Origin of the sequence: Dactylosporangium sp. CA-152071 (assembly GCF_050936335.1) — a bacterium.
Classification (GTDB): Bacteria; Actinomycetota; Actinomycetes; order Mycobacteriales; family Micromonosporaceae; genus Dactylosporangium; species Dactylosporangium maewongense.
Genome location: NZ_JBNJMZ010000002.1, coordinates 3428649 through 3445210, shown reverse-complemented (window position 1 = coordinate 3445210; position 16562 = coordinate 3428649). Strand labels below are relative to the sequence as shown.

Genomic DNA, 16562 nt, shown 5'->3' with positions numbered 1-16562 from the left:
TCGACCGTGACCGATGACCGCCACCCCGGCTGGCGGGCCCGCGTGGTCCACGACGAGTACGCCGGTGAACCCGACGGTGACGCCCTGGCCCCGGCTCTGGTGACCGCTGCGCGGACGACGCCATACCTGGCCAAGGGCGTGTACGTGCCGCACGCCGCCAACATGATCCTCGCCGCCTGGCACTCACTGGGCCGGGACCTGTTCCAGCGTTACCTGAGGATGTTCCACGGCGTCACGGCGATCGCCGTCGCATTCAACCGGGACACCGACGTGTGGTGCTTCGACACCGCCGACTTCCGGCGCCACGTTGGGATCACCACCACACCGGCGGACCTCGCCAGCGAACGCGCCGAATGGCAGGCGTGGCTGGACGGTGAGGTCTACGGCGTCATCGTCGAGCGGCGCCGGGCCGGCACCACGACCTGGGACGACGGCACCACCGCCGCGGTCGAGCAGTGGCTGGAGGTCGAGTCCGTGTGGGGCATGTACGGCCACGCCTACGCCAGGGAAGAGGCCGCCGACCTGCTGCATACCTGCGCCGCCTGATCGCACCCGGTATCACCCGCGCCGCCGAGCCCTTCGGGCCGGGCGGCTTCTTGCGTTCTACCCCCCGCCCGCGACCGCGGCGGCCAACACGAAAGGAAACCCCGACGATGAACGACAGCGTGATCATCGAACACGGCTACTACCTGATCGACACCACCGCCTGGACCGAGCAGCGCGTCGGACAACCCGACGAGGACCTGACCGCATCGTTGCGGGAGTTCGTCAACCTGGACGTCTTCACCGAGTACCGGTCCGGCATGGACATCTCGGCCCGCATGCAGCTGTGGTGCGCCGCCCGCGACTGGGCGATCGCCGAGGGCGCGCCGATCTACCACGACCACGGTTGCCTGACCTGCCCGGTCAACATCGTGCTGGCCTCCAGCCCGCAGCCCGACGGCGGCGCGTACGCGCTCGTGCAGCAGGAGGGCGACCGGCCGACCGTCTACCTGGACATCACCAGCGACGACGGCTACTGGAACCAGGTCCGCGCCGTGGACATCGTCTGCCCCGAGGGGCACCGATGGACGTGGAACGACGACACCAGCCTGCTCGACGGGAACGGCCACGAGACCACCATCGCCGCCCTGTTCGGCCCTGGCCGGCAAGCACCCTTCACGCCGTGCCGGGACTGCGCCCGCTTCGACGACGGCGCCACCGACGTCATGTGCGACTGCGGTGACTCGGCCGTCATCTACTGCCCGACCTGTGACCGCCGCTGCCGGCTGACCCTCCCCGACGTCCCCACCTACCCGCAGCGCACGCAGGACGGCACCGCCGCCTGATCGGGCGACCGCCTCTCCAGCCGCTCGCAGCGCCCGCTATCCGGCGATGCCCGCCGGGTCGGGAACGCGTGCCGCTCGACGCCGACCACGTCGGCGATCTGCTCAGGCGGTTCTGGTAGCCGACCAGACCGCAACCACCCATCCGCTTGACCTTCCGGGACACCGCGCCAGCCGCGTGCCACACCCCCGGGAGACCGGGGATGGGTATGTCGGCCGGCGCGGTGCCCTGGTGACCTCCGAAGGAGACCACCATGCCCGACACGTCACCGCTGTCCTTCCAGCCGGCCGCGCCGATCGAGTCGCTGCTGGCCACCGTCGCGCTGAACCAGACCGCCTCCGAAGGAATGCGGGCGATGATGGACCGCCAGTCGGAGTTCCCGAGCCCGCTGCAGGCCCAGCTGACCGGTATCGCCCTGGACCCCTACGGACGCCAGGTCGCTGACCAGGCGCTGGACACCTACTGGTCCGACGGACCACGCCGCGAAGCCCTCCTGGGCTCCAGCCGCACCGACCGGGAAATCGTCATCGGCAGTGGGTTCCACGCCGCCGTGTACGCCGCCACCCGAGTCCTCAGCGGCTACCCGAAGCCGCTCGTGCTGGAACGCTCCGACCGCGCCGGCGGCACCTTCGCGATGACCGGCCGGCCGACGTTCAACCTCAACTCCCGCAACCGCCCGGGAAGCGCCGGACTGGCCGGCGACCAGGGCGCGAGCCTGAACTACCTGCCCGGCGCCCCGATCCAGGCCGCGAACGTGTCCATGTCGGAGTTCCAGACCAACACCGACATGGCCTTTGTCATCCGGCTTGCGCTGGCGCAGTACGCCGATGTGGTCACCTCCACCAACGTGCGGGCCGTCACCCAGGACGGCGCAGGAGTGGGAATCGACTTCGAGGACCGCGACTCGATCGGCGCCGGACGGGTCATCGACGCGCGAGGGCTCGGGGACCCCGACCCCCAGAACGCCGCCAACGGCACCACCATCCTCGCCTTCCCGCAGTTCATGCAACGCATGGCCACCCTGTGGCCGCTGCGGGGCGTGCGCCGCGCTGCGGTGGTCGGCGGCGGTGACTCCGCCAAATGCGCGGTCGAATCGTTCCTCGGCGTCGCGCCGCAGCCGTTCATGGCCGCCGCGGCCCTGGACACGGTGGAACGCATCGACTGGTACTCCGACCAGCTGCCCACCACCTGCGACGACTGGCAGGACCAGATCCGTGGCCGATACCAGGCCATCGGCCGCTACCTTCGCGCCGACCGGTTCGGCGTCCGGCGCCTCAACGTGGTGACCCGCAGGGCCCGGCCCGTCGCGCTGCCCGGCATGGCGCTCATCGACGGCCGTACCTACGACCTGGTCATCCTCTGCACCGGCAACCAAGAGACGGACATCGACGGACTCGACCTCGCGTCCTTCGACGAATACTCCCTCCCGGACGGCTCCGTCGTCGCCCGTCAGCACTACAACCTGCCGGCGTTCCGGGTCGGGCCGCACGCCTGCCTGCCCTTCACCCCGCGAGAGCGAGAAGACGGCATCGCCGACATCGCCGCCAACGCCGTGTCGATGTTCCGCACGGCCACCAAGACCGCGGCCCTCGCGGCGACCCTTCGCCCTGTAGCGCAGGACTGACCCCCTCCTGCAAGCAGCGGGCCTACCGGCAGGGCACACGTCCTGGCCTCCCGCTGAATCACCTCGCCGTCCTCCCCGGGTGGCGTGCGCGAGCCCCCTTACAGCCGCAAGGAAGGAACGACCCATGAGCGCTTGGATCGTCGGATCTGATCATCTCGACCTGTTGCTCACCGCCGCGCAGTCCTGGGACCTGCTGAACCGCGACGACGCGGATGAGACCGGCCGGATGCTGTGGCGGGAAAACCTGGACAGCGTCGCCCACCTCTACCCGGCCGACCGCGACGGCGACCGGCCCGGCCCGCTCGACTTCACGGACCGCGACGTCGACGCCTACCACTTCCAGCCGTACCCCGGCCCGGTTGACCCTGAGGTCGTAGGACAGGCTGCGGCGTCACTGGACTACCAGTCCTGTGAACACCCCGGCTGGGAGGCCAGCCCGGCGTGCGCCTTCGTGACCCGCCTCAAGGCTGAGGCCCGCAACCGCACCAGCGCCTACATCGCCGACCACGGGCCGGTCGACCTGGCCCTGCAACCGCCCGGCGACCGCGGCTGGTACGTCATGGTCAATCTGCAGGGTCAGCGTCAGAACGTGTGCAGCGACGGCTGGCATGTCCCCGACCGTGACGTGTTCATCCGCGCCGCAGCGCTCCGCCTCCCGCCGCAGCGTTCCGACGCGCCACCGGCGAGCACCACCAAGTAGGCCGCTGCCGCTCACGCAGATCGCCTGCCGCTGAGTTCGAGCCCACCCGGATCTCGTCGACACCGGCGAACCGACAGCACGCCGGTCTTGATCCACCCGTACTCCGCTCCATCCACGGCCGTTGCCCGGCCGCTCACCCGCGCATCCGCGCAACCCCGGGCACGGCCGAATGGTCGTGCCCGGGTTCTGCCCGCACCACCTGCGAAGGAGCCCTCTCATGAACCTCAATCCATCCACCGTCATGCCGGTCGACCAGCTGCGCATCGGCCAGCCCGTCCACGTCAACTCCCGCACCGCCTGGCTGCCCGCCGTGGTCACCTCCATCGCCCGGACCGCAGTCGGCGTCGAACTGCGCACCCCCGGGGAAACCCCGCTGACCGGTGTCGTGCCGCCGTGGGTGATCCGTCCCGCCGACGGCGTGCGGCTGCTGCCCGTGCAGCGGGCGTCCTCCGGCGACCAGGTCTTCAAGTTCGACGGCACCACCCAAACCGTCGCCGCGCCGGCCTGGGAAGGCCGCGACGGCTGGTGGTTCGTCACCTTCACCGACGGCCACCGCGCCTGCCTACCGGCCGGGACCGTGCTGCGCCTGGTCGACGACACACCGTCAGTCACCGTCAACGGCCAGCCACTCAACTACTGACCGCCCAACCATCCCGCCACAGTCCGGAAGGACATCCAACTGGCCGCCTTCGGCCGGCTAACCCGCTGACCGGCGCCCCGACCCCGGGGTGTCGCGGTCCCACACCTCGTGCCCACGGGCAGGTTGGGGCCGCTGGTCCCAACCTGTCCGCCGCCACGAGGCGGGGAAAAAGGAGGGCCACCCTGATGGCCAAGCAGTCCACCACCCAATCCACCGAGGAACGAGACGAGTTCCTCGCCAAGATCAAAGCCGACTTCGACGAGCGGCTGACCCGGATCGCCGCCGACCCGGCCCAATGGCTGGAGTTCATCGAGCAGGTCGCCGCGTTCGGCGCCCGGTACACCCTCAGCAACCAACTGCTGCTGCTGATGCAGGCCGCAGAGCGCGGCATCGAACCGCAGTTCTTCCTGCCGTACGGCAAGAAAGACAAGTCCACGGGCTGGCTGAAGGAGCAGCGGCAGGTCCGGCTCGGCGAGACCGCCTTCAAGATCTGGGCGCCGATCAAACGTCGACCCAGCGAAGAGGAGGCCGCGAAATGGGAGGCGCAAGGCCGCAAGGTCAGGCGCGACGACCGCGGCCGTCCCGTCGTCCAGGTCGTCGGGTTCCGGCTGGTGAACACGTTCGAGCTGAGCCAGACCGACGGCGCACCGTTCGAAGTTCCCTCGATCCAGCGCACCCGCCGGCTCAAGGCGATCGGCGGTGCCACCGCGCAGCTGCTGACCGGCGAGGACCCCACCGACGCCTACGACGACGTCGTCAAGCTCATCAAGGACGCCGGCTACTCCTTCGAACTGGCACCGCCCGGCAGCCGGTACCTCGGCCAGGCCAACGGCGTCACCGTCACCGGCGCCACCGTCCGCGCGGTGAAGGTCCGCGACGACGTCAGCGGCGCGCAGCGGGTCAAGACGACCGTCCACGAGCTGGCGCACATCCGCTGCGAGCACGCCGACGGCACCCGGCTCGGCGAGGACCTGCACCGGGGCCGCAAGGAGACCGAAGCCGAAAGCGTCGCGCACATCGTGTGCAAGGCGCTGGGGCTCGACACCCAGGCGTACAGCGACGCGTACGTCCTCGGCTGGGCCGACGGTGACCTCGGCCTGGTCAAGGCGTGCGCTGACACCGTGCTGAAGGTGGCCAAGGCCATCCTCGCCGGCCTCACCCCCACGCTCGCCGATACCGGCGAATCCAATGCCGACGACGAGCTGCAGGCGGCCTGACCCACATCGGGTCACCGGCCAGCTGCTGCCGCGGCGTTCCGGTCTGAGGGCCAACCACTTCACCGCAACGGCCGTCCGCGCAGTCCGCGCGGACGGCCGGTTCGCCATGCCCACAACGAAGAAGGGACATCAGATGGGAGCACGCGCCGTCATCGCTATCGATGCAATGATCGGAGCTCAGACCACCGCGCAGCGCTGGTTCCGCTCCGGCTCCGCCAGCCCCGAGTTCCAGGTTCCGCACCTGGCCGACTTCTACACCTGGACCGTCGAGCAGCACCAGCCGCTGACCGTGGCCAGCTACCTGCGGTACGCCGCCGACCATCCGGGTTCCCTGCCCGACGACGAGTCCGCCGATCTGGGTCGCGTACCCGGCGACCTCAGCTACCTCTACCGGTTGACCCTCGACGGGGACCAGCACGGGTTGCACCTGGAGGTCTACGACCTGTCGACGCGTCCGCTGGGCCGCGGGGGCAGGCTCGGCAGGCCGGTCGAATCCCTCACCCAGGCCGACCTGTACGAGGCCGCCGCCCGCTGGTGCGACACGGTCGCGGCGCGGTGCGAGCGGTACGCCGACACCAACGCCGGGATACCGATGCCCGGTGGCGAGCCGCAGATCTGGCTGGATCGGGCCGCCGGCTACCGCCAGCGGCACACCTCGACGCCGATCCACGCGGTCGCCGTGAACCTGGCCGCCGCGTTCCACCCGGCGACGTTCGACGTCGTCCAGCCATCCATCCAGGTCGCCGGGGTGTGGGTGTTCGCCTTCATCAATCCTGACGGCGTTCTGCAGGTCTCGGTGCACCTGGACGAGACCGAGCTGTGGCTGCTGAGCCCGGCCAGCACCGTCCCGATCCGGGTCACCGTCCAGGGCACCGACGTCTTCACCGCCGACGCCTGAGCACCCACCACTCCCACGGAGGTATGACATGACCGACCCCAGGCACCACAAGGAATCCGCGCCGGTATTGGCAACCACCGACAGCGGCGAACCGGTGATCGTCTACGACCCGGCCGCCGCCCGGCAGTGGCTGCTCGACGGCGCCGCCGCCGAGTACGGCATCGACGACACGTTCAGCACCGTCGAACTGAGCATCGTCGCCCGGCTGGAGGAACTGCTGGCCGCGCTCGGATACGACGCCGTTGCCGGCGTCTGGACGATCCGGCTCCCGCTGACGAACGTGCTGATCTGGCGCACCGCCGACGGCGACGGTGTCGACGGCTGCGGCATCGTCACCGCCGACCTGACCATCAACGGCCAGGCGATCCGGCTGGCCACCCGCCACCAGGGCTTCGACGGCTTCACCCAGCACTCCGAGACCAGCGGCATCGAGGCCGCCGTCGAAGCACTCGGCCACGTCGCCGGCCTCGTCAACACAGAAGCCGACCTGCTGCGCGCGGCGCTGACGCCGAAGGGCGTATACACCGTGCTCGGCGTCTGGCAGGAAGACAAGGCGATCCCCGTCGGCGTCATCGCCGGCCGGCACGAGGTGACCGGCGGCGACGACAGCGACGACGAGCAAGGGCTGTGGGCCCTCGCGGTCGAAGCACCCGACGTCGACACCGCCGAGCGGGCCGCCATCGAGGAGATGCACGCCGGCTAACAGCACCGGCGGATCCCGCCACGCACCGCACCACTTTTTGGCCGTTGCCCGGCCACCTCGCGCATCCGCGCACCGGGCACGGCTATCAGGCCGTGCCCGGACCCATCCCCGTTTCAGGGAGGCTCCGACATGGCACCCAGCACCACCACGCCCGCCCGCCCCGACCGGCGGCGCACCGCCACCAGCCCGCAGGCCGTGGCCTTGCTCCACGAAGCCCAGGCCGGCAGCAGCGACGCGTTCGCCGAGCTGTACCACACCTACCGCGACCTGATCACCCGGTACGTGTGGGTCCGTGTCCACCACCGCGACGCCGTCGACGACCTGGTCCACGACACCTTCGTTGACGCTCTCGCCAAGCTCGCCACCGCCGACGACGACGTGGTGTCGTGGCTGCTGCGGCTGGCGTCGCACGCCTGCTACCGCCACATGTGGGCCAACCGCCGGCACATCCGGGCCGCCTACGAGCTGCACGCGCAGCCCCTCCCCACGGCCGCGCCGGCGCCCGACAGCCAGCGGATCAACCTCCTCGCCGCGCTGATCGCCGCCGCGCCGCTCACCGACAACCAGCGCCAAGCCCTCCAGCTGCGCCTGGACGGCTACTCCCGCGAAGTCGCCGCGACCGAGATGGACCGCACCCGCAACGCGGTGCGGTGGCTGGAAGCCGAAGCCGTCCGCCGGCTGCGCAGCATCGCGGACGGTGCGCTGTGACCACACCCACCCCAGCAGCCGACCCGTCGGACGTCGCTGGAATGGAGCTGCACCGGCTGTGCACGTTCGAGCTTGATCTCACCTGCGGGCACTGCGTCACGGTCAGCCGTAACGGCTGGTACCCGGTGTCGGTCTCCTGCTGCGACCGGCTCGGCGGGTCCTGGTTCGACGGCCGTTACTACGCCTTCTCCTCCGACGTCGAGTACGTCCGGTGCCTGTCGGAGCGCTACGAGCACCGACCGCCCGGCGCCTGGCGCGAACCCACCGTCCTGGTGGCCCGCCGGCCCCGGACGGACGACCCGTTCACACCGGTGCACACCTGGCAGTCCGCCAGCGCTGGCCGTTTCCCTGTCCGGGTCGGCGGCCCGTACAACACCCCCCACCTCGAAGGAGCATCGTGACCAACGAATCCCTGACCGTGGGGCAGATCTTCGCCTCCCACACCGACCGGCTGCCCGCCGTGAAACTGCCCGACCTGCCCCGCAGCGGCATCCTCGTCGGCCAGGACAGCAGCGGCCACATCGAACTGGCCGGCGACAGCGTGATCCTGCCCGTCGACCCCGACACCCGCGCCGAGCTGATCACCGACCCGGTCACCCGAGCATGGCTGCTCACCGAGGCGTTCGCCCGCACCCGGCGCACCTACCTGTGGGCCGTCGGGGAACTCGCCACCGAGCGTCAGCACGTCCAGGACGCCCGCCAGGACCGCGAACGGCTCCTCGGTGACGTCCGTGCGTTCCTGGTCGAGCGGGTCCGCGACGGGCAGCTCGACCAGCAGGACGCCAACGCCTTCCTGCGCCGCCACCACCTGCCGGCGTACGCGCCTCGGCTGCGGGTGGCCTACACCGTCACCGGCGAGTTCGAGATCGACGGCGAGCACGACCCCGAAGACGGCCGGCTCGACCACCTCATCGCCGTCGACCTCGACGGGATCACCAACGTCGACCGGGGCACTGAACGCCACCAGGTCCAGGTCACCTCGACGCGCATCGACGTCGACCACCGTCCCGGGCACGCCTGAACCCCAGGCGCCACCCATCGACGAGGTGAGGGCAGCCGGCGGCTACCGGCTGCCCTCGCACACCTCCAGCCTCACGGAGAGGAGGTGTGGGCATCCAGTGTCCACCCTTCAGATCGTCCTGCTCGTCCTCGCCTCGGCCAGCACCGCCGGCCTCGCGTGGACGCTGCACCGCAACACCGTGCTGCGCCGACGCCACGACCGCGCGCTGTACCTGGCCTCCCACGACCGGCTGACCGGACTACGGACCCGCGCGGTGCTGCTGGCCGACCTCACCCGGCTGCACGCCGCCGGCCGGCCGATCCTGCTCGCGATCGTCAACGTCGACCAGTTCGCCCAGATCAACCGCTGGTGCGGGTACCGCGGCGGCGACCAGCTGCTGACCCTGCTCGCCGGCGTCACCCAGCACCAGGCATCGCTGCACCGCGGCGCCGCGTACCGACTCGGCCGCGACGAAATGGCTGTGCTCTGGCCCGACCAGACGGCCGCCGACAGCGACGCACTCACCGCGGCCCTGCTCGCGGCGCTCAACCGGCCGGTGGAGGTGGCGCTGTCCCGGCACAGCATCGACGTCGGCGTGACGGCGTCGATGGGCCTGGCCGCGATCACCGGCCGGGGAACCCCGCCGGGGCCAATCGTGCTGGGCCGCGCCAACACGGCGCTGCAGGTCGCCAAACGCACCCGAGGGGTCGCCGTCCTGTGGCAGCCCGGCATGCCCGTTCTCGAACGCCGCCGCACCGCCGCGGACACGGCCGGCGACGACACCCACCGAGAGGAAAGCCAGTCATGAACAAGCCCAAGCTATCGGCCCTGCGACACCTGACGTCCGTGTTCGGCGACCAAACCCGGGTCGAACACCTCGCGGCGGCGCTGCGCACGGCCGCCGAGCACCACACCGAACTGGCCGAGCACCTGCGCACCCGCCGGGACGCCGGGCACTTCAACGGACCCAACTCCCTCATCTCCCACGACGGCGCGCAGATGCTCGCCGACGACCACGACCGTCGCGCGGGCACCTACACCGAACTGGCCGACCTCGTGCACACGGCGCTGGAAGCCCACGACGAGGAAGGCCCCCGATGAACGCCTCCACCGCGTGGACCATCGCGGTCGCCGACACCGCCAACCTCGGCCACCCGTCGCCGGCGTACGTCGTCACCGCCGCCGGGCGCGCTGAGGCAATCGAGTCCGTGACCGCCCAGCACACCGCGACCACCCACATCCCGGCCGACCGGGTCCTCATCGTCGACGCCCGTCCGGGCACCCCACCCGCCGACGCGTGCGACGGTTGGTCGGACCTGCGCGGCGTCACAGCGCTGCGGATCGTCGTGGAACCCGGCGACGTCCGGCGGCTCGCCCGGCTGCGGCTTCGGCTGCGGCGCTGGCAGGCAGCCATGCACGTCCACGCGCAGCAGCAGAACATCGACAGCGCCGCCGAGATCCCACCGCCGGCGTGGCACGAGTACCTCGACGAAGCCGAGGCGATCACCGAAACCCTGGCAGCGCTGCTGCTGGCCGACCGGGGGCGCTCATGACGACGCTGCCGCCGCTGGTGCCGATCCCGACCACCGTCAACGGCTACCCGGTGATCACGGCCATCCGCGAACAGGAACGCGACCAGTCGTGGGTCGTCATCTGCCGCCGCACCGAGCGGGCAGCCCACTTCGGTGACCAGCCGCTGTACGTCGTCTGGCACGTCCGGCATGCCGACGGGGCCTACCACGCCGAGAACGGCGACTACGGCCCCCACCACGGCCTGACCTGGGTCCAGGCGCAGCGATCACTGCACCGACGAGCGGATCTGAGCACGTACGGACCGCCGCCGCCCCCGGCCGCCGGCAGCGCCGCCGACGGTGAGCACACCGGGTCCCGCACCGAGGGACACCGTCCCGCCTGACCGGCAGCCCAGCCCACAGCCCGGCCCCGCCGTCGGCGCGGCTGGGCTGTTCGCTGCCCGAACATCCCACGCCCCAGACCCGGGGCGCCATCTGGAGAGGACCACGATGAGCGACCTGCCTGCCCTGCTCGATGAGGGCACCGATCACACCGCCACCACCTGCCTGGCGTGCGGCGCCACCGCCCAGATCGGCCACCTGCCGATCTGCTCGTGGAAACGCTGAGCGCCGACACCAGCCGCACCTGGCTGATCTCCGGCCTGCAGCACAACCTCACCCCGGCACGTCGGCTCCGGTTCTCCGAGCAGATCCCGCAGCTGCGCTGGGTGCGGCCGGTCGACCAGCCGAGCCTGCCGTTCTCCACCGGGGCGCTGATCAACGAGATCGTGCCGCGGATGGGCATCGGCCGGCACGTCGCCGCGATCGGGTACAACGCCCTCGCCACGGTGCCGGTCACCGACTGCGGCTGCACCGATGTGTGGCGCTGCCGCTGCGACTTCGAGGGCCACCGGTTCCAGTTCGCGCACGCCGACCTGTGGCCGGACTACAGCCTGCTCGGGCTCAAGGTCCGCTACCAGACCAGCTGGTCGCACATGTGGCTGCTCGACAACGGACTCGGCGCCATCTGGGTCGCCGAAGACGTCACCACCATTGCGGCGGCGACGAGCCCGATCACCCGCCGCTGCTACCTGGGCTGGTGCGACACCTGCCCCGGACAGGCCACAGCCGCACCCGACGCGCAGCCGGCGCCGTGCACCTGCCCCTGCCACCACCAAGGAGACCCGCAGTGAACACCGAACCCGCACCAGACACGCTGGTCGTTGCCGCCGTTGAGCGGCCCGACCCGCCGCGCCACGACGCCCAGCAGACCGAGCACGCCTACCAGGCCTACGTGGCGTGCTTCATCGACGCCACCCAGGCGCTGCTGCACCTGAGCCACAACGCCGGCATTGCCGTGGCGTACATGGACCGCGGCTACATCGAAGCCGACCGGGGCGCTCCGCTCACCGATGAGCAGTGGCAGGAGATCCAGTTCCGGCTGGAGACCTACGACGATCACGTCTCCTACACCGACTCCAACTCCCTCTACCTCGACCAGATCTTCGCCAGCGCCGACATCCCGCGCTGGCCCGACGACAACACCGCCGGCGGTGACAAAACCATGGAGCCGTAACCGCTCCGCGCCGAACCGGGTGACCATCCGGTCGCCGTCTGCTCTGCGACTCACACCGGCGCCGCTCCTCGGATCGCCTGACGTCGCCGCGACTTTCGCGACGCTCGTCGGCACATCGCCGCAGGTCGCCTTGACGTCGCCGCGACTTCGCGACCCATCCTGCAGCGTCGGCGACTCCGCCCGACGCTTCCACGCACCGACGCCGCGAGCAGCGCACCCCGCACCCGGCGTCGGCCGGTTGTGGCTGCCCGCGGCGTCGGTGCCAACCGATCAGGAGGCAACACCGATGCCCAGCACTTCGAAGCCGGCGGTCACCCTGCACCACCGGACCTTCACCATCGACGCACAGTCGTGGACCGCCGCCTACACCACCGCACGGGTCGCCGACCTCGACGACGCGCTGCTGTCGTTCGACGATGCCCTGCACGACCACGTGCGACGCCTCGACCGGCTCACCGTCGCCACGCTGTTCATCCGCGCCCGCTGCGGCGCGCTGTGGTCGCATCAGCCGCACACGGGCATCTTCGACACCCGCGACGGCGCCGACGACCCCCTGGCCGTCCGGTTCAACCGAGAGTTCGTCGCTGTCGGGTTCACCGACCCCCGACACGGCGACTGCGTCATCGTCATGGACGCGACCTTCCACGGCTACCACCTACCGGTCACCTATCAGCAGCGTCCGGGCGTCGACTGGCGTTGGCTGCATGCGGTCACCCTGCGGCGCCCGGCGCGGCACCGGTGGTTGCTCGACCGCGGCCTGCTCTACAACGCCGACGACAGCCGGCTGCCGCTGTACTGCCGCGATGACCAGTTCATCGACGATCCGGCCGGCACCCGGCTGCGGTGCCCGTCCTGCGGGGCGGCCACCGAACTGACGCTGCTGCCCCTCGCCGTGGACGCCATCGTCCCGACCGGGGACTCGGCGCCGTGACCGGGACGAACCGTGACGGCCGGCCGCGGCTGGCTGACGGGGCGCTGGCCCCGCTGCTGCTCGACCACATGAACACCTACGCCGGCCGGGACTTCAGCCCCTACGACCTGGCCAAGGCGCTCGGCCGCTCCCACGGGGCGATCCGGACCCGGCTGCTGGCGCTCGCCGACACCGGCGAGGTCGTCCGCACCCGCATCCGGCCGGCCCGGTTCCGGACCGCACGCCCCACTTCCTGATCCCGTCACCGGCGGCACGTCACCGTGCCCGCCGCAGCGGGACGCCCACGCCCATCCGGCCAGCGTCCCGCTTGGGGCGCTGGCCTGCGTCCACGCAGGAGGAACCCATGTACTCCAGCAGTCCCCGCCACCGCCGCCCGGCAGGTGCGCCGTGAAAGCCAACGCCAACGCCAGCACCGCTGAGCACAGCACAGCCGCGGAGAAAGCGGCCTGGATCTTCTACGTCATCGCCGCGGCCGGATCGACGATCGGCCAGATCTGGGTCGGCGTCGTCACCCCGCCGTGGCCCGACAGCTTCCCCTGGTGGCTACGGGCGATCCTCGTCCTGCCGTTCGCGGTCGTCATCGACCTCGGCGGCGTGGTCACCAGCGCGTTCGCCGACGCCCGGCAGCGCCTCGGCGAGCCGGCCACGATGTGGCGGATCCTGTCGGCCGGCTCCGTCACCGTCGGTGTCGCCATCAACATCATCGGTCACCACGACGTGCTGTACCTGGCCGCCGTGTTCGGCGGCCTCGGCGTGTTCGCGTACAGCATCTGGCTCGGGCACAGTGCCGCCCGCCGCCGTGACGCGCTGCGGGCCGCCGGGAAACTCGCCGACACCGCCCCCGACTTCGGGTTCGCCCAGCGCCGGCGTGAACCCGAGGTCACCCGCCGCGCCTCGGCGCTCGCGGTCGAGCACGGCTACGGCGTGCACGAATCGCTGACGGTCGCCCGGCAGCAGTTGCGTGTCGAACGGCGCAACGCCGCCCTCGCCGCGCACATCGAGAAGCACATGCGGGCCCAGCACGAAGATCCGGTGCTCGCCTCGATCGCGGTGACGACGGCCGACATCGACGCCGTGGCAACCCGGCTGATGGAGCTGTTCGACGCCGAGGCGTGGGCCCAGTCCCTCAGCGTTCAGCTGGTGCCGCCGTCCGTGGCCGGAGTGGTCGAGCCGCCGCCGGTCGCCGACGACCACCCCGAGCGCGCACCCAGGCCCGCTCCCGGGCCCGAGGTCGTGCTGCCGCCCGCGGATGTGCTCAAGCGGGTGCCGACCAAGCAGGCCGAGTACGACCGGTGGCGGCAGTTGTGGGCGGAGCTCGTCGCCGAGCCCGACGTCGACAACAAGGTGTTCGCCGACCGGCACGGAATCTCGGTCCGGCAGGTCCAGTGGATCCGCGCCGTCGGCGTGACCCGACTGCTGGACTCGCCCATCCCGCCGGCCGGGCGCTTGGTCCAGCTCGCGCAGCTGGCCCAGTCCAACGGTCACGCACCCCTGGAAACCGTCTCGTAAACCTCCACCGCGGGTGGGTCACATCGCCGTGACCCACCCGCGGCCCGTCGAGGCGCCCGAGACCGCTCAGCCCCATGGCAACCCGCTGTGGCACCACCTCGAAGGGACACCATCGTGAACAGCACCATCGGAGGCCGGACGTGACCGGCCGCGCCGTCAAGGCGCTCATCGCCATCGTGCTCGGCATCGGCGTCTGCTGCGTCGGCGGGCTCATGGGTCTCAGCGGTGCCGCATCAGCCTGCACCCCGACGATCAACCCCGGCTCCGCCGCCTCGGCGACCGCGCTGCCGGGCACGTCGACCGCCACCGCACCGCCGTCGGACCTGACCGGCTACGACCGCGAGCAACTGTCCAACGCGGCGACCATCGCCGCGGTCGGTACCGGCCGGGGTATCCCCACCCGGGGCCTGGTCATCGCGGTGGCCACCGCGATCCAGGAATCGTCGCTGCGCAACCTCGGCGACCTCGGCGACCACGACTCCCTCGGACTGTTCCAGCAACGTCCCAGCCAGGGATGGGGGACCCCGGAACAGCTCCGCGATCCCGTCTACGCCTCCAACAAGTTCTTCGACAAGCTCCTGACCGTCCCGAACTGGGAACAGCTGCCTCTCACCGAGGCGGCGCAGGCGGTCCAGCGCAGTGCCTACCCCGACGCCTACGCGAAGTGGGAGGTCGACGCCGCAGCCCTGGTCGGCGTTTCCTACGGCATGTACGGCGGCTGCACCGACGGCGACGGCATGTCCGGCGACGGGGCAGCGCTACCCGCCGACTTTGCCCTTCCCGCCAACACACCGGACGCGGTGGCGCTTGCCATCTTCTGGGCGTTCGAGCAGCTGGGCACGCCCTACACGTTCGGTGGCTCGTGCACCGAACCGCATTCCGGCGACCCGTCCAAGCAGTGCGACTGCTCCAGCCTGATGCAACAGGCGTACCGCAACGGTGGGATCAGCCTGCCCCGGGTCACCGACGACCAACAGCACGTCGGCATCCAGGTCGCCGGAGTCGCCGACCTGCTGCCCGGGGACCTGATCTTCATCCCAGGGTCGGACGGCACAATGTCCGACCCCGGCCACGTCGGCATGTACATCGGCGGCGGCCTGCTCATCCAGGCCCCGCACACCGGCGACGTCGTCAAACTGTCGCAGGTCTCCGCCTGGCGCCAAATCGCGACGATCCGCCGGGTGGTCACCTGGCCGCCGCCGGCGGTCGCCGCCACCTGATCGCACACCCGCAGGGAACAGCTGGCCGGCTACCAGCCGTCAGCGGCATCCGCACGCTGCGGTAGCTCCACCCGGCGCGCACCAATCGCGCCACCACGCAAGAACCCACCACGGGCGTCGCACGCCACCCCCGCCCGTGGTGGGCCGGCGGCACGTGCGTCACCCGTCCACTATGGACGGAGCAAATGCTGATGACCAAATCCCGCACCAAGAGCAGCACATCACCGCTGCACGACCGCAACGAACACACCTCCGGCTCAGACGTGGCCTCTCTGGTCGCCACGACCATGTCCGATCTCGGGGGGCTGTTCTCGGCGATGGACTGGGCCGAGGACGAGATCAAGCGAGCGACTCGCCGGCACCCCGACCAGGCCGACATGCTGTACCACGCGTTCAGCCTCGTCCAGCCGCGCGACATCGGCACGGGCATGGGCGCCGAGTTCGTCTACCGCGCCCACGTCCGCGAGCTGCTGGAGCGCATCGCGGCCGGCGCCGACACCCGCATCCCCACCGCAGCGGAGCTATGCCTGGTCTGCACCCAGGTCAGCCTGCAGGTACCGCTGCACGGTGCGCTCGCCGGCCTCTACTTCCGCATGTGGCTGCGAGCGTTCCCAGACCGCCCGATCGCCTCGGACCAGGCTGCCGAGCAGGTGCACTACGAGCGGCTGCACGGCACGCAGATCGACGAGTACGAGGCGATGCTGCGCCGTAAGGCGGCCGATCCGAACCGTCTCCTGGCCGACATCGACTGCGCCGGCCGGCACCACGGCAAGGACGTCACCTGCCGGTACGCGACACCCCCGGACACCGGCCAGGAGGACCGGCAGGTCACGTCAGCCTGACCCGGGATCGACCACAACACGCCCGGCCGACGTCGGAGCAGCCGCCGACGGCCAGCGCGCGGGCACCCACCCCGCCGACCCGGTGAGGCCCTACGCCCCGACGGAGCGACCGCCTACGCGGCTACTCGCACCACCACGCCTACCGACGCACACATCA

At 71.0% G+C, this 16562-nt stretch carries 22 protein-coding genes; all 22 read left to right on the top strand.

Annotated elements, in window-relative coordinates; genetic code table 11:
• The first annotated feature begins 6 nt into the window (after positions 1–6).
• The 22 genes from ACQEVZ_RS55555 to ACQEVZ_RS55450 all read left to right on the top strand — a co-directional run bounded on the left by ACQEVZ_RS55555 (position 7) and on the right by ACQEVZ_RS55450 (position 16405).
• Positions 7–546 carry a hypothetical protein gene (locus ACQEVZ_RS55555; protein WP_433384058.1) on the top strand — a complete coding sequence of 180 codons (540 nt, stop codon included), beginning with the start codon at positions 7–9 and terminating at the stop codon, positions 544–546.
• 107 nt (positions 547–653) lie between these two features.
• The gene (locus ACQEVZ_RS55550; protein WP_433384056.1) at positions 654–1328 is read left to right on the top strand and encodes a hypothetical protein; all 675 of its coding nucleotides are present in this window, start codon (positions 654–656) and stop codon (positions 1326–1328) included.
• Between the two features lie 251 nt (positions 1329–1579).
• On the top strand, positions 1580–2950 hold the full coding sequence (locus ACQEVZ_RS55545; RefSeq protein WP_433384054.1) for a hypothetical protein: 1371 nt from the start codon (positions 1580–1582) through the stop codon (positions 2948–2950).
• 124 nt (positions 2951–3074) lie between these two features.
• Positions 3075–3650 (top strand): hypothetical protein, encoded by a 576-nt coding sequence (locus tag ACQEVZ_RS55540; RefSeq protein WP_433384052.1) that lies wholly within the window; start codon positions 3075–3077, stop codon positions 3648–3650.
• Between the two features lie 217 nt (positions 3651–3867).
• The gene (locus tag ACQEVZ_RS55535) at positions 3868–4290 is read left to right on the top strand and encodes a hypothetical protein (protein WP_433384050.1); all 423 of its coding nucleotides are present in this window, start codon (positions 3868–3870) and stop codon (positions 4288–4290) included.
• 185 nt (positions 4291–4475) lie between these two features.
• The gene (locus ACQEVZ_RS55530; RefSeq protein WP_433384048.1) at positions 4476–5507 is read left to right on the top strand and encodes an ArdC family protein; all 1032 of its coding nucleotides are present in this window, start codon (positions 4476–4478) and stop codon (positions 5505–5507) included.
• A 166-nt stretch (positions 5508–5673) separates the two neighbouring features.
• Positions 5674–6405, top strand: a complete 732-nt coding sequence (locus ACQEVZ_RS55525; protein ID WP_433384046.1) for a hypothetical protein — start codon at positions 5674–5676, stop codon at positions 6403–6405.
• A 28-nt stretch (positions 6406–6433) separates the two neighbouring features.
• Positions 6434–7108: a hypothetical protein gene (locus ACQEVZ_RS55520; protein WP_433384044.1), complete on the top strand. Its 675-nt coding sequence runs from the start codon at positions 6434–6436 to the stop codon at positions 7106–7108.
• Between the two features lie 129 nt (positions 7109–7237).
• The gene (locus ACQEVZ_RS55515; protein ID WP_433384042.1) at positions 7238–7816 is read left to right on the top strand and encodes an RNA polymerase sigma factor; all 579 of its coding nucleotides are present in this window, start codon (positions 7238–7240) and stop codon (positions 7814–7816) included.
• The gene (locus ACQEVZ_RS55510) at positions 7813–8217 is read left to right on the top strand and encodes a hypothetical protein (RefSeq protein ID WP_433384040.1); all 405 of its coding nucleotides are present in this window, start codon (positions 7813–7815) and stop codon (positions 8215–8217) included. The genes ACQEVZ_RS55515 and ACQEVZ_RS55510 overlap by 4 nt, the downstream gene beginning before the upstream one ends.
• Positions 8214–8837, top strand: coding sequence for a hypothetical protein (locus tag ACQEVZ_RS55505; RefSeq protein ID WP_433384038.1), 624 nt, complete (start codon positions 8214–8216; stop codon positions 8835–8837). Before ACQEVZ_RS55510 ends, ACQEVZ_RS55505 begins: the two co-directional genes overlap by 4 nt.
• A gap of 97 nt (positions 8838–8934) precedes the next feature.
• Complete coding sequence (locus ACQEVZ_RS55500; protein ID WP_433384036.1) at positions 8935–9624, top strand: GGDEF domain-containing protein; 690 nt, start codon at positions 8935–8937, stop codon at positions 9622–9624.
• Complete coding sequence (locus ACQEVZ_RS55495) at positions 9621–9917, top strand: hypothetical protein (protein ID WP_433384034.1); 297 nt, start codon at positions 9621–9623, stop codon at positions 9915–9917. The genes ACQEVZ_RS55500 and ACQEVZ_RS55495 overlap by 4 nt, the downstream gene beginning before the upstream one ends.
• Positions 9914–10369: a hypothetical protein gene (locus ACQEVZ_RS55490; RefSeq protein WP_433384032.1), complete on the top strand. Its 456-nt coding sequence runs from the start codon at positions 9914–9916 to the stop codon at positions 10367–10369. The genes ACQEVZ_RS55495 and ACQEVZ_RS55490 overlap by 4 nt, the downstream gene beginning before the upstream one ends.
• Positions 10366–10731 (top strand): hypothetical protein, encoded by a 366-nt coding sequence (locus ACQEVZ_RS55485; protein ID WP_433384030.1) that lies wholly within the window; start codon positions 10366–10368, stop codon positions 10729–10731. The genes ACQEVZ_RS55490 and ACQEVZ_RS55485 overlap by 4 nt, the downstream gene beginning before the upstream one ends.
• Before the next feature lie 210 nt (positions 10732–10941).
• Positions 10942–11520, top strand: a complete 579-nt coding sequence (locus ACQEVZ_RS55480; protein ID WP_433384028.1) for a hypothetical protein — start codon at positions 10942–10944, stop codon at positions 11518–11520.
• Positions 11517–11903 carry a hypothetical protein gene (locus tag ACQEVZ_RS55475; protein WP_433384026.1) on the top strand — a complete coding sequence of 129 codons (387 nt, stop codon included), beginning with the start codon at positions 11517–11519 and terminating at the stop codon, positions 11901–11903. The genes ACQEVZ_RS55480 and ACQEVZ_RS55475 overlap by 4 nt, the downstream gene beginning before the upstream one ends.
• Before the next feature lie 286 nt (positions 11904–12189).
• Positions 12190–12834, top strand: coding sequence for a hypothetical protein (locus ACQEVZ_RS55470; RefSeq protein ID WP_433384024.1), 645 nt, complete (start codon positions 12190–12192; stop codon positions 12832–12834).
• Positions 12831–13070, top strand: coding sequence for a hypothetical protein (locus ACQEVZ_RS55465; RefSeq protein ID WP_433384022.1), 240 nt, complete (start codon positions 12831–12833; stop codon positions 13068–13070). Before ACQEVZ_RS55470 ends, ACQEVZ_RS55465 begins: the two co-directional genes overlap by 4 nt.
• A gap of 151 nt (positions 13071–13221) precedes the next feature.
• Positions 13222–14343 carry a hypothetical protein gene (locus tag ACQEVZ_RS55460; RefSeq protein WP_433384020.1) on the top strand — a complete coding sequence of 374 codons (1122 nt, stop codon included), beginning with the start codon at positions 13222–13224 and terminating at the stop codon, positions 14341–14343.
• A gap of 140 nt (positions 14344–14483) precedes the next feature.
• Positions 14484–15563 (top strand): C40 family peptidase, encoded by a 1080-nt coding sequence (locus ACQEVZ_RS55455; RefSeq protein ID WP_433384018.1) that lies wholly within the window; start codon positions 14484–14486, stop codon positions 15561–15563.
• Between the two features lie 191 nt (positions 15564–15754).
• Positions 15755–16405 carry a hypothetical protein gene (locus ACQEVZ_RS55450; protein ID WP_433384016.1) on the top strand — a complete coding sequence of 217 codons (651 nt, stop codon included), beginning with the start codon at positions 15755–15757 and terminating at the stop codon, positions 16403–16405.
• Positions 16406–16562: the final 157 nt, after the last annotated feature.

Excerpts from the sequence above, each read along its gene's own strand:
- ACQEVZ_RS55550 (WP_433384056.1), top strand. The coding sequence starts at position 654 with ATGAACGACAGCGTGATCATCGAACACGGCTACTACCTGATCGACACC.
- ACQEVZ_RS55545 (WP_433384054.1), top strand. The coding sequence starts at position 1,580 with ATGCCCGACACGTCACCGCTGTCCTTCCAGCCGGCCGCGCCGATCGAG.
- ACQEVZ_RS55540 (WP_433384052.1), top strand. The coding sequence starts at position 3,075 with ATGAGCGCTTGGATCGTCGGATCTGATCATCTCGACCTGTTGCTCACC.
- ACQEVZ_RS55535 (WP_433384050.1), top strand. The coding sequence starts at position 3,868 with ATGAACCTCAATCCATCCACCGTCATGCCGGTCGACCAGCTGCGCATC.
- ACQEVZ_RS55530 (WP_433384048.1), top strand. The coding sequence starts at position 4,476 with ATGGCCAAGCAGTCCACCACCCAATCCACCGAGGAACGAGACGAGTTC.
- ACQEVZ_RS55525 (WP_433384046.1), top strand. The coding sequence starts at position 5,674 with ATGATCGGAGCTCAGACCACCGCGCAGCGCTGGTTCCGCTCCGGCTCC.
- ACQEVZ_RS55520 (WP_433384044.1), top strand. The coding sequence starts at position 6,434 with ATGACCGACCCCAGGCACCACAAGGAATCCGCGCCGGTATTGGCAACC.
- ACQEVZ_RS55515 (WP_433384042.1), top strand. The coding sequence starts at position 7,238 with ATGGCACCCAGCACCACCACGCCCGCCCGCCCCGACCGGCGGCGCACC.
- ACQEVZ_RS55495 (WP_433384034.1), top strand. The coding sequence starts at position 9,621 with ATGAACAAGCCCAAGCTATCGGCCCTGCGACACCTGACGTCCGTGTTC.
- ACQEVZ_RS55490 (WP_433384032.1), top strand. The coding sequence starts at position 9,914 with ATGAACGCCTCCACCGCGTGGACCATCGCGGTCGCCGACACCGCCAAC.
- ACQEVZ_RS55485 (WP_433384030.1), top strand. The coding sequence starts at position 10,366 with ATGACGACGCTGCCGCCGCTGGTGCCGATCCCGACCACCGTCAACGGC.
- ACQEVZ_RS55470 (WP_433384024.1), top strand. The coding sequence starts at position 12,190 with ATGCCCAGCACTTCGAAGCCGGCGGTCACCCTGCACCACCGGACCTTC.
- ACQEVZ_RS55450 (WP_433384016.1), top strand. The coding sequence starts at position 15,755 with ATGACCAAATCCCGCACCAAGAGCAGCACATCACCGCTGCACGACCGC.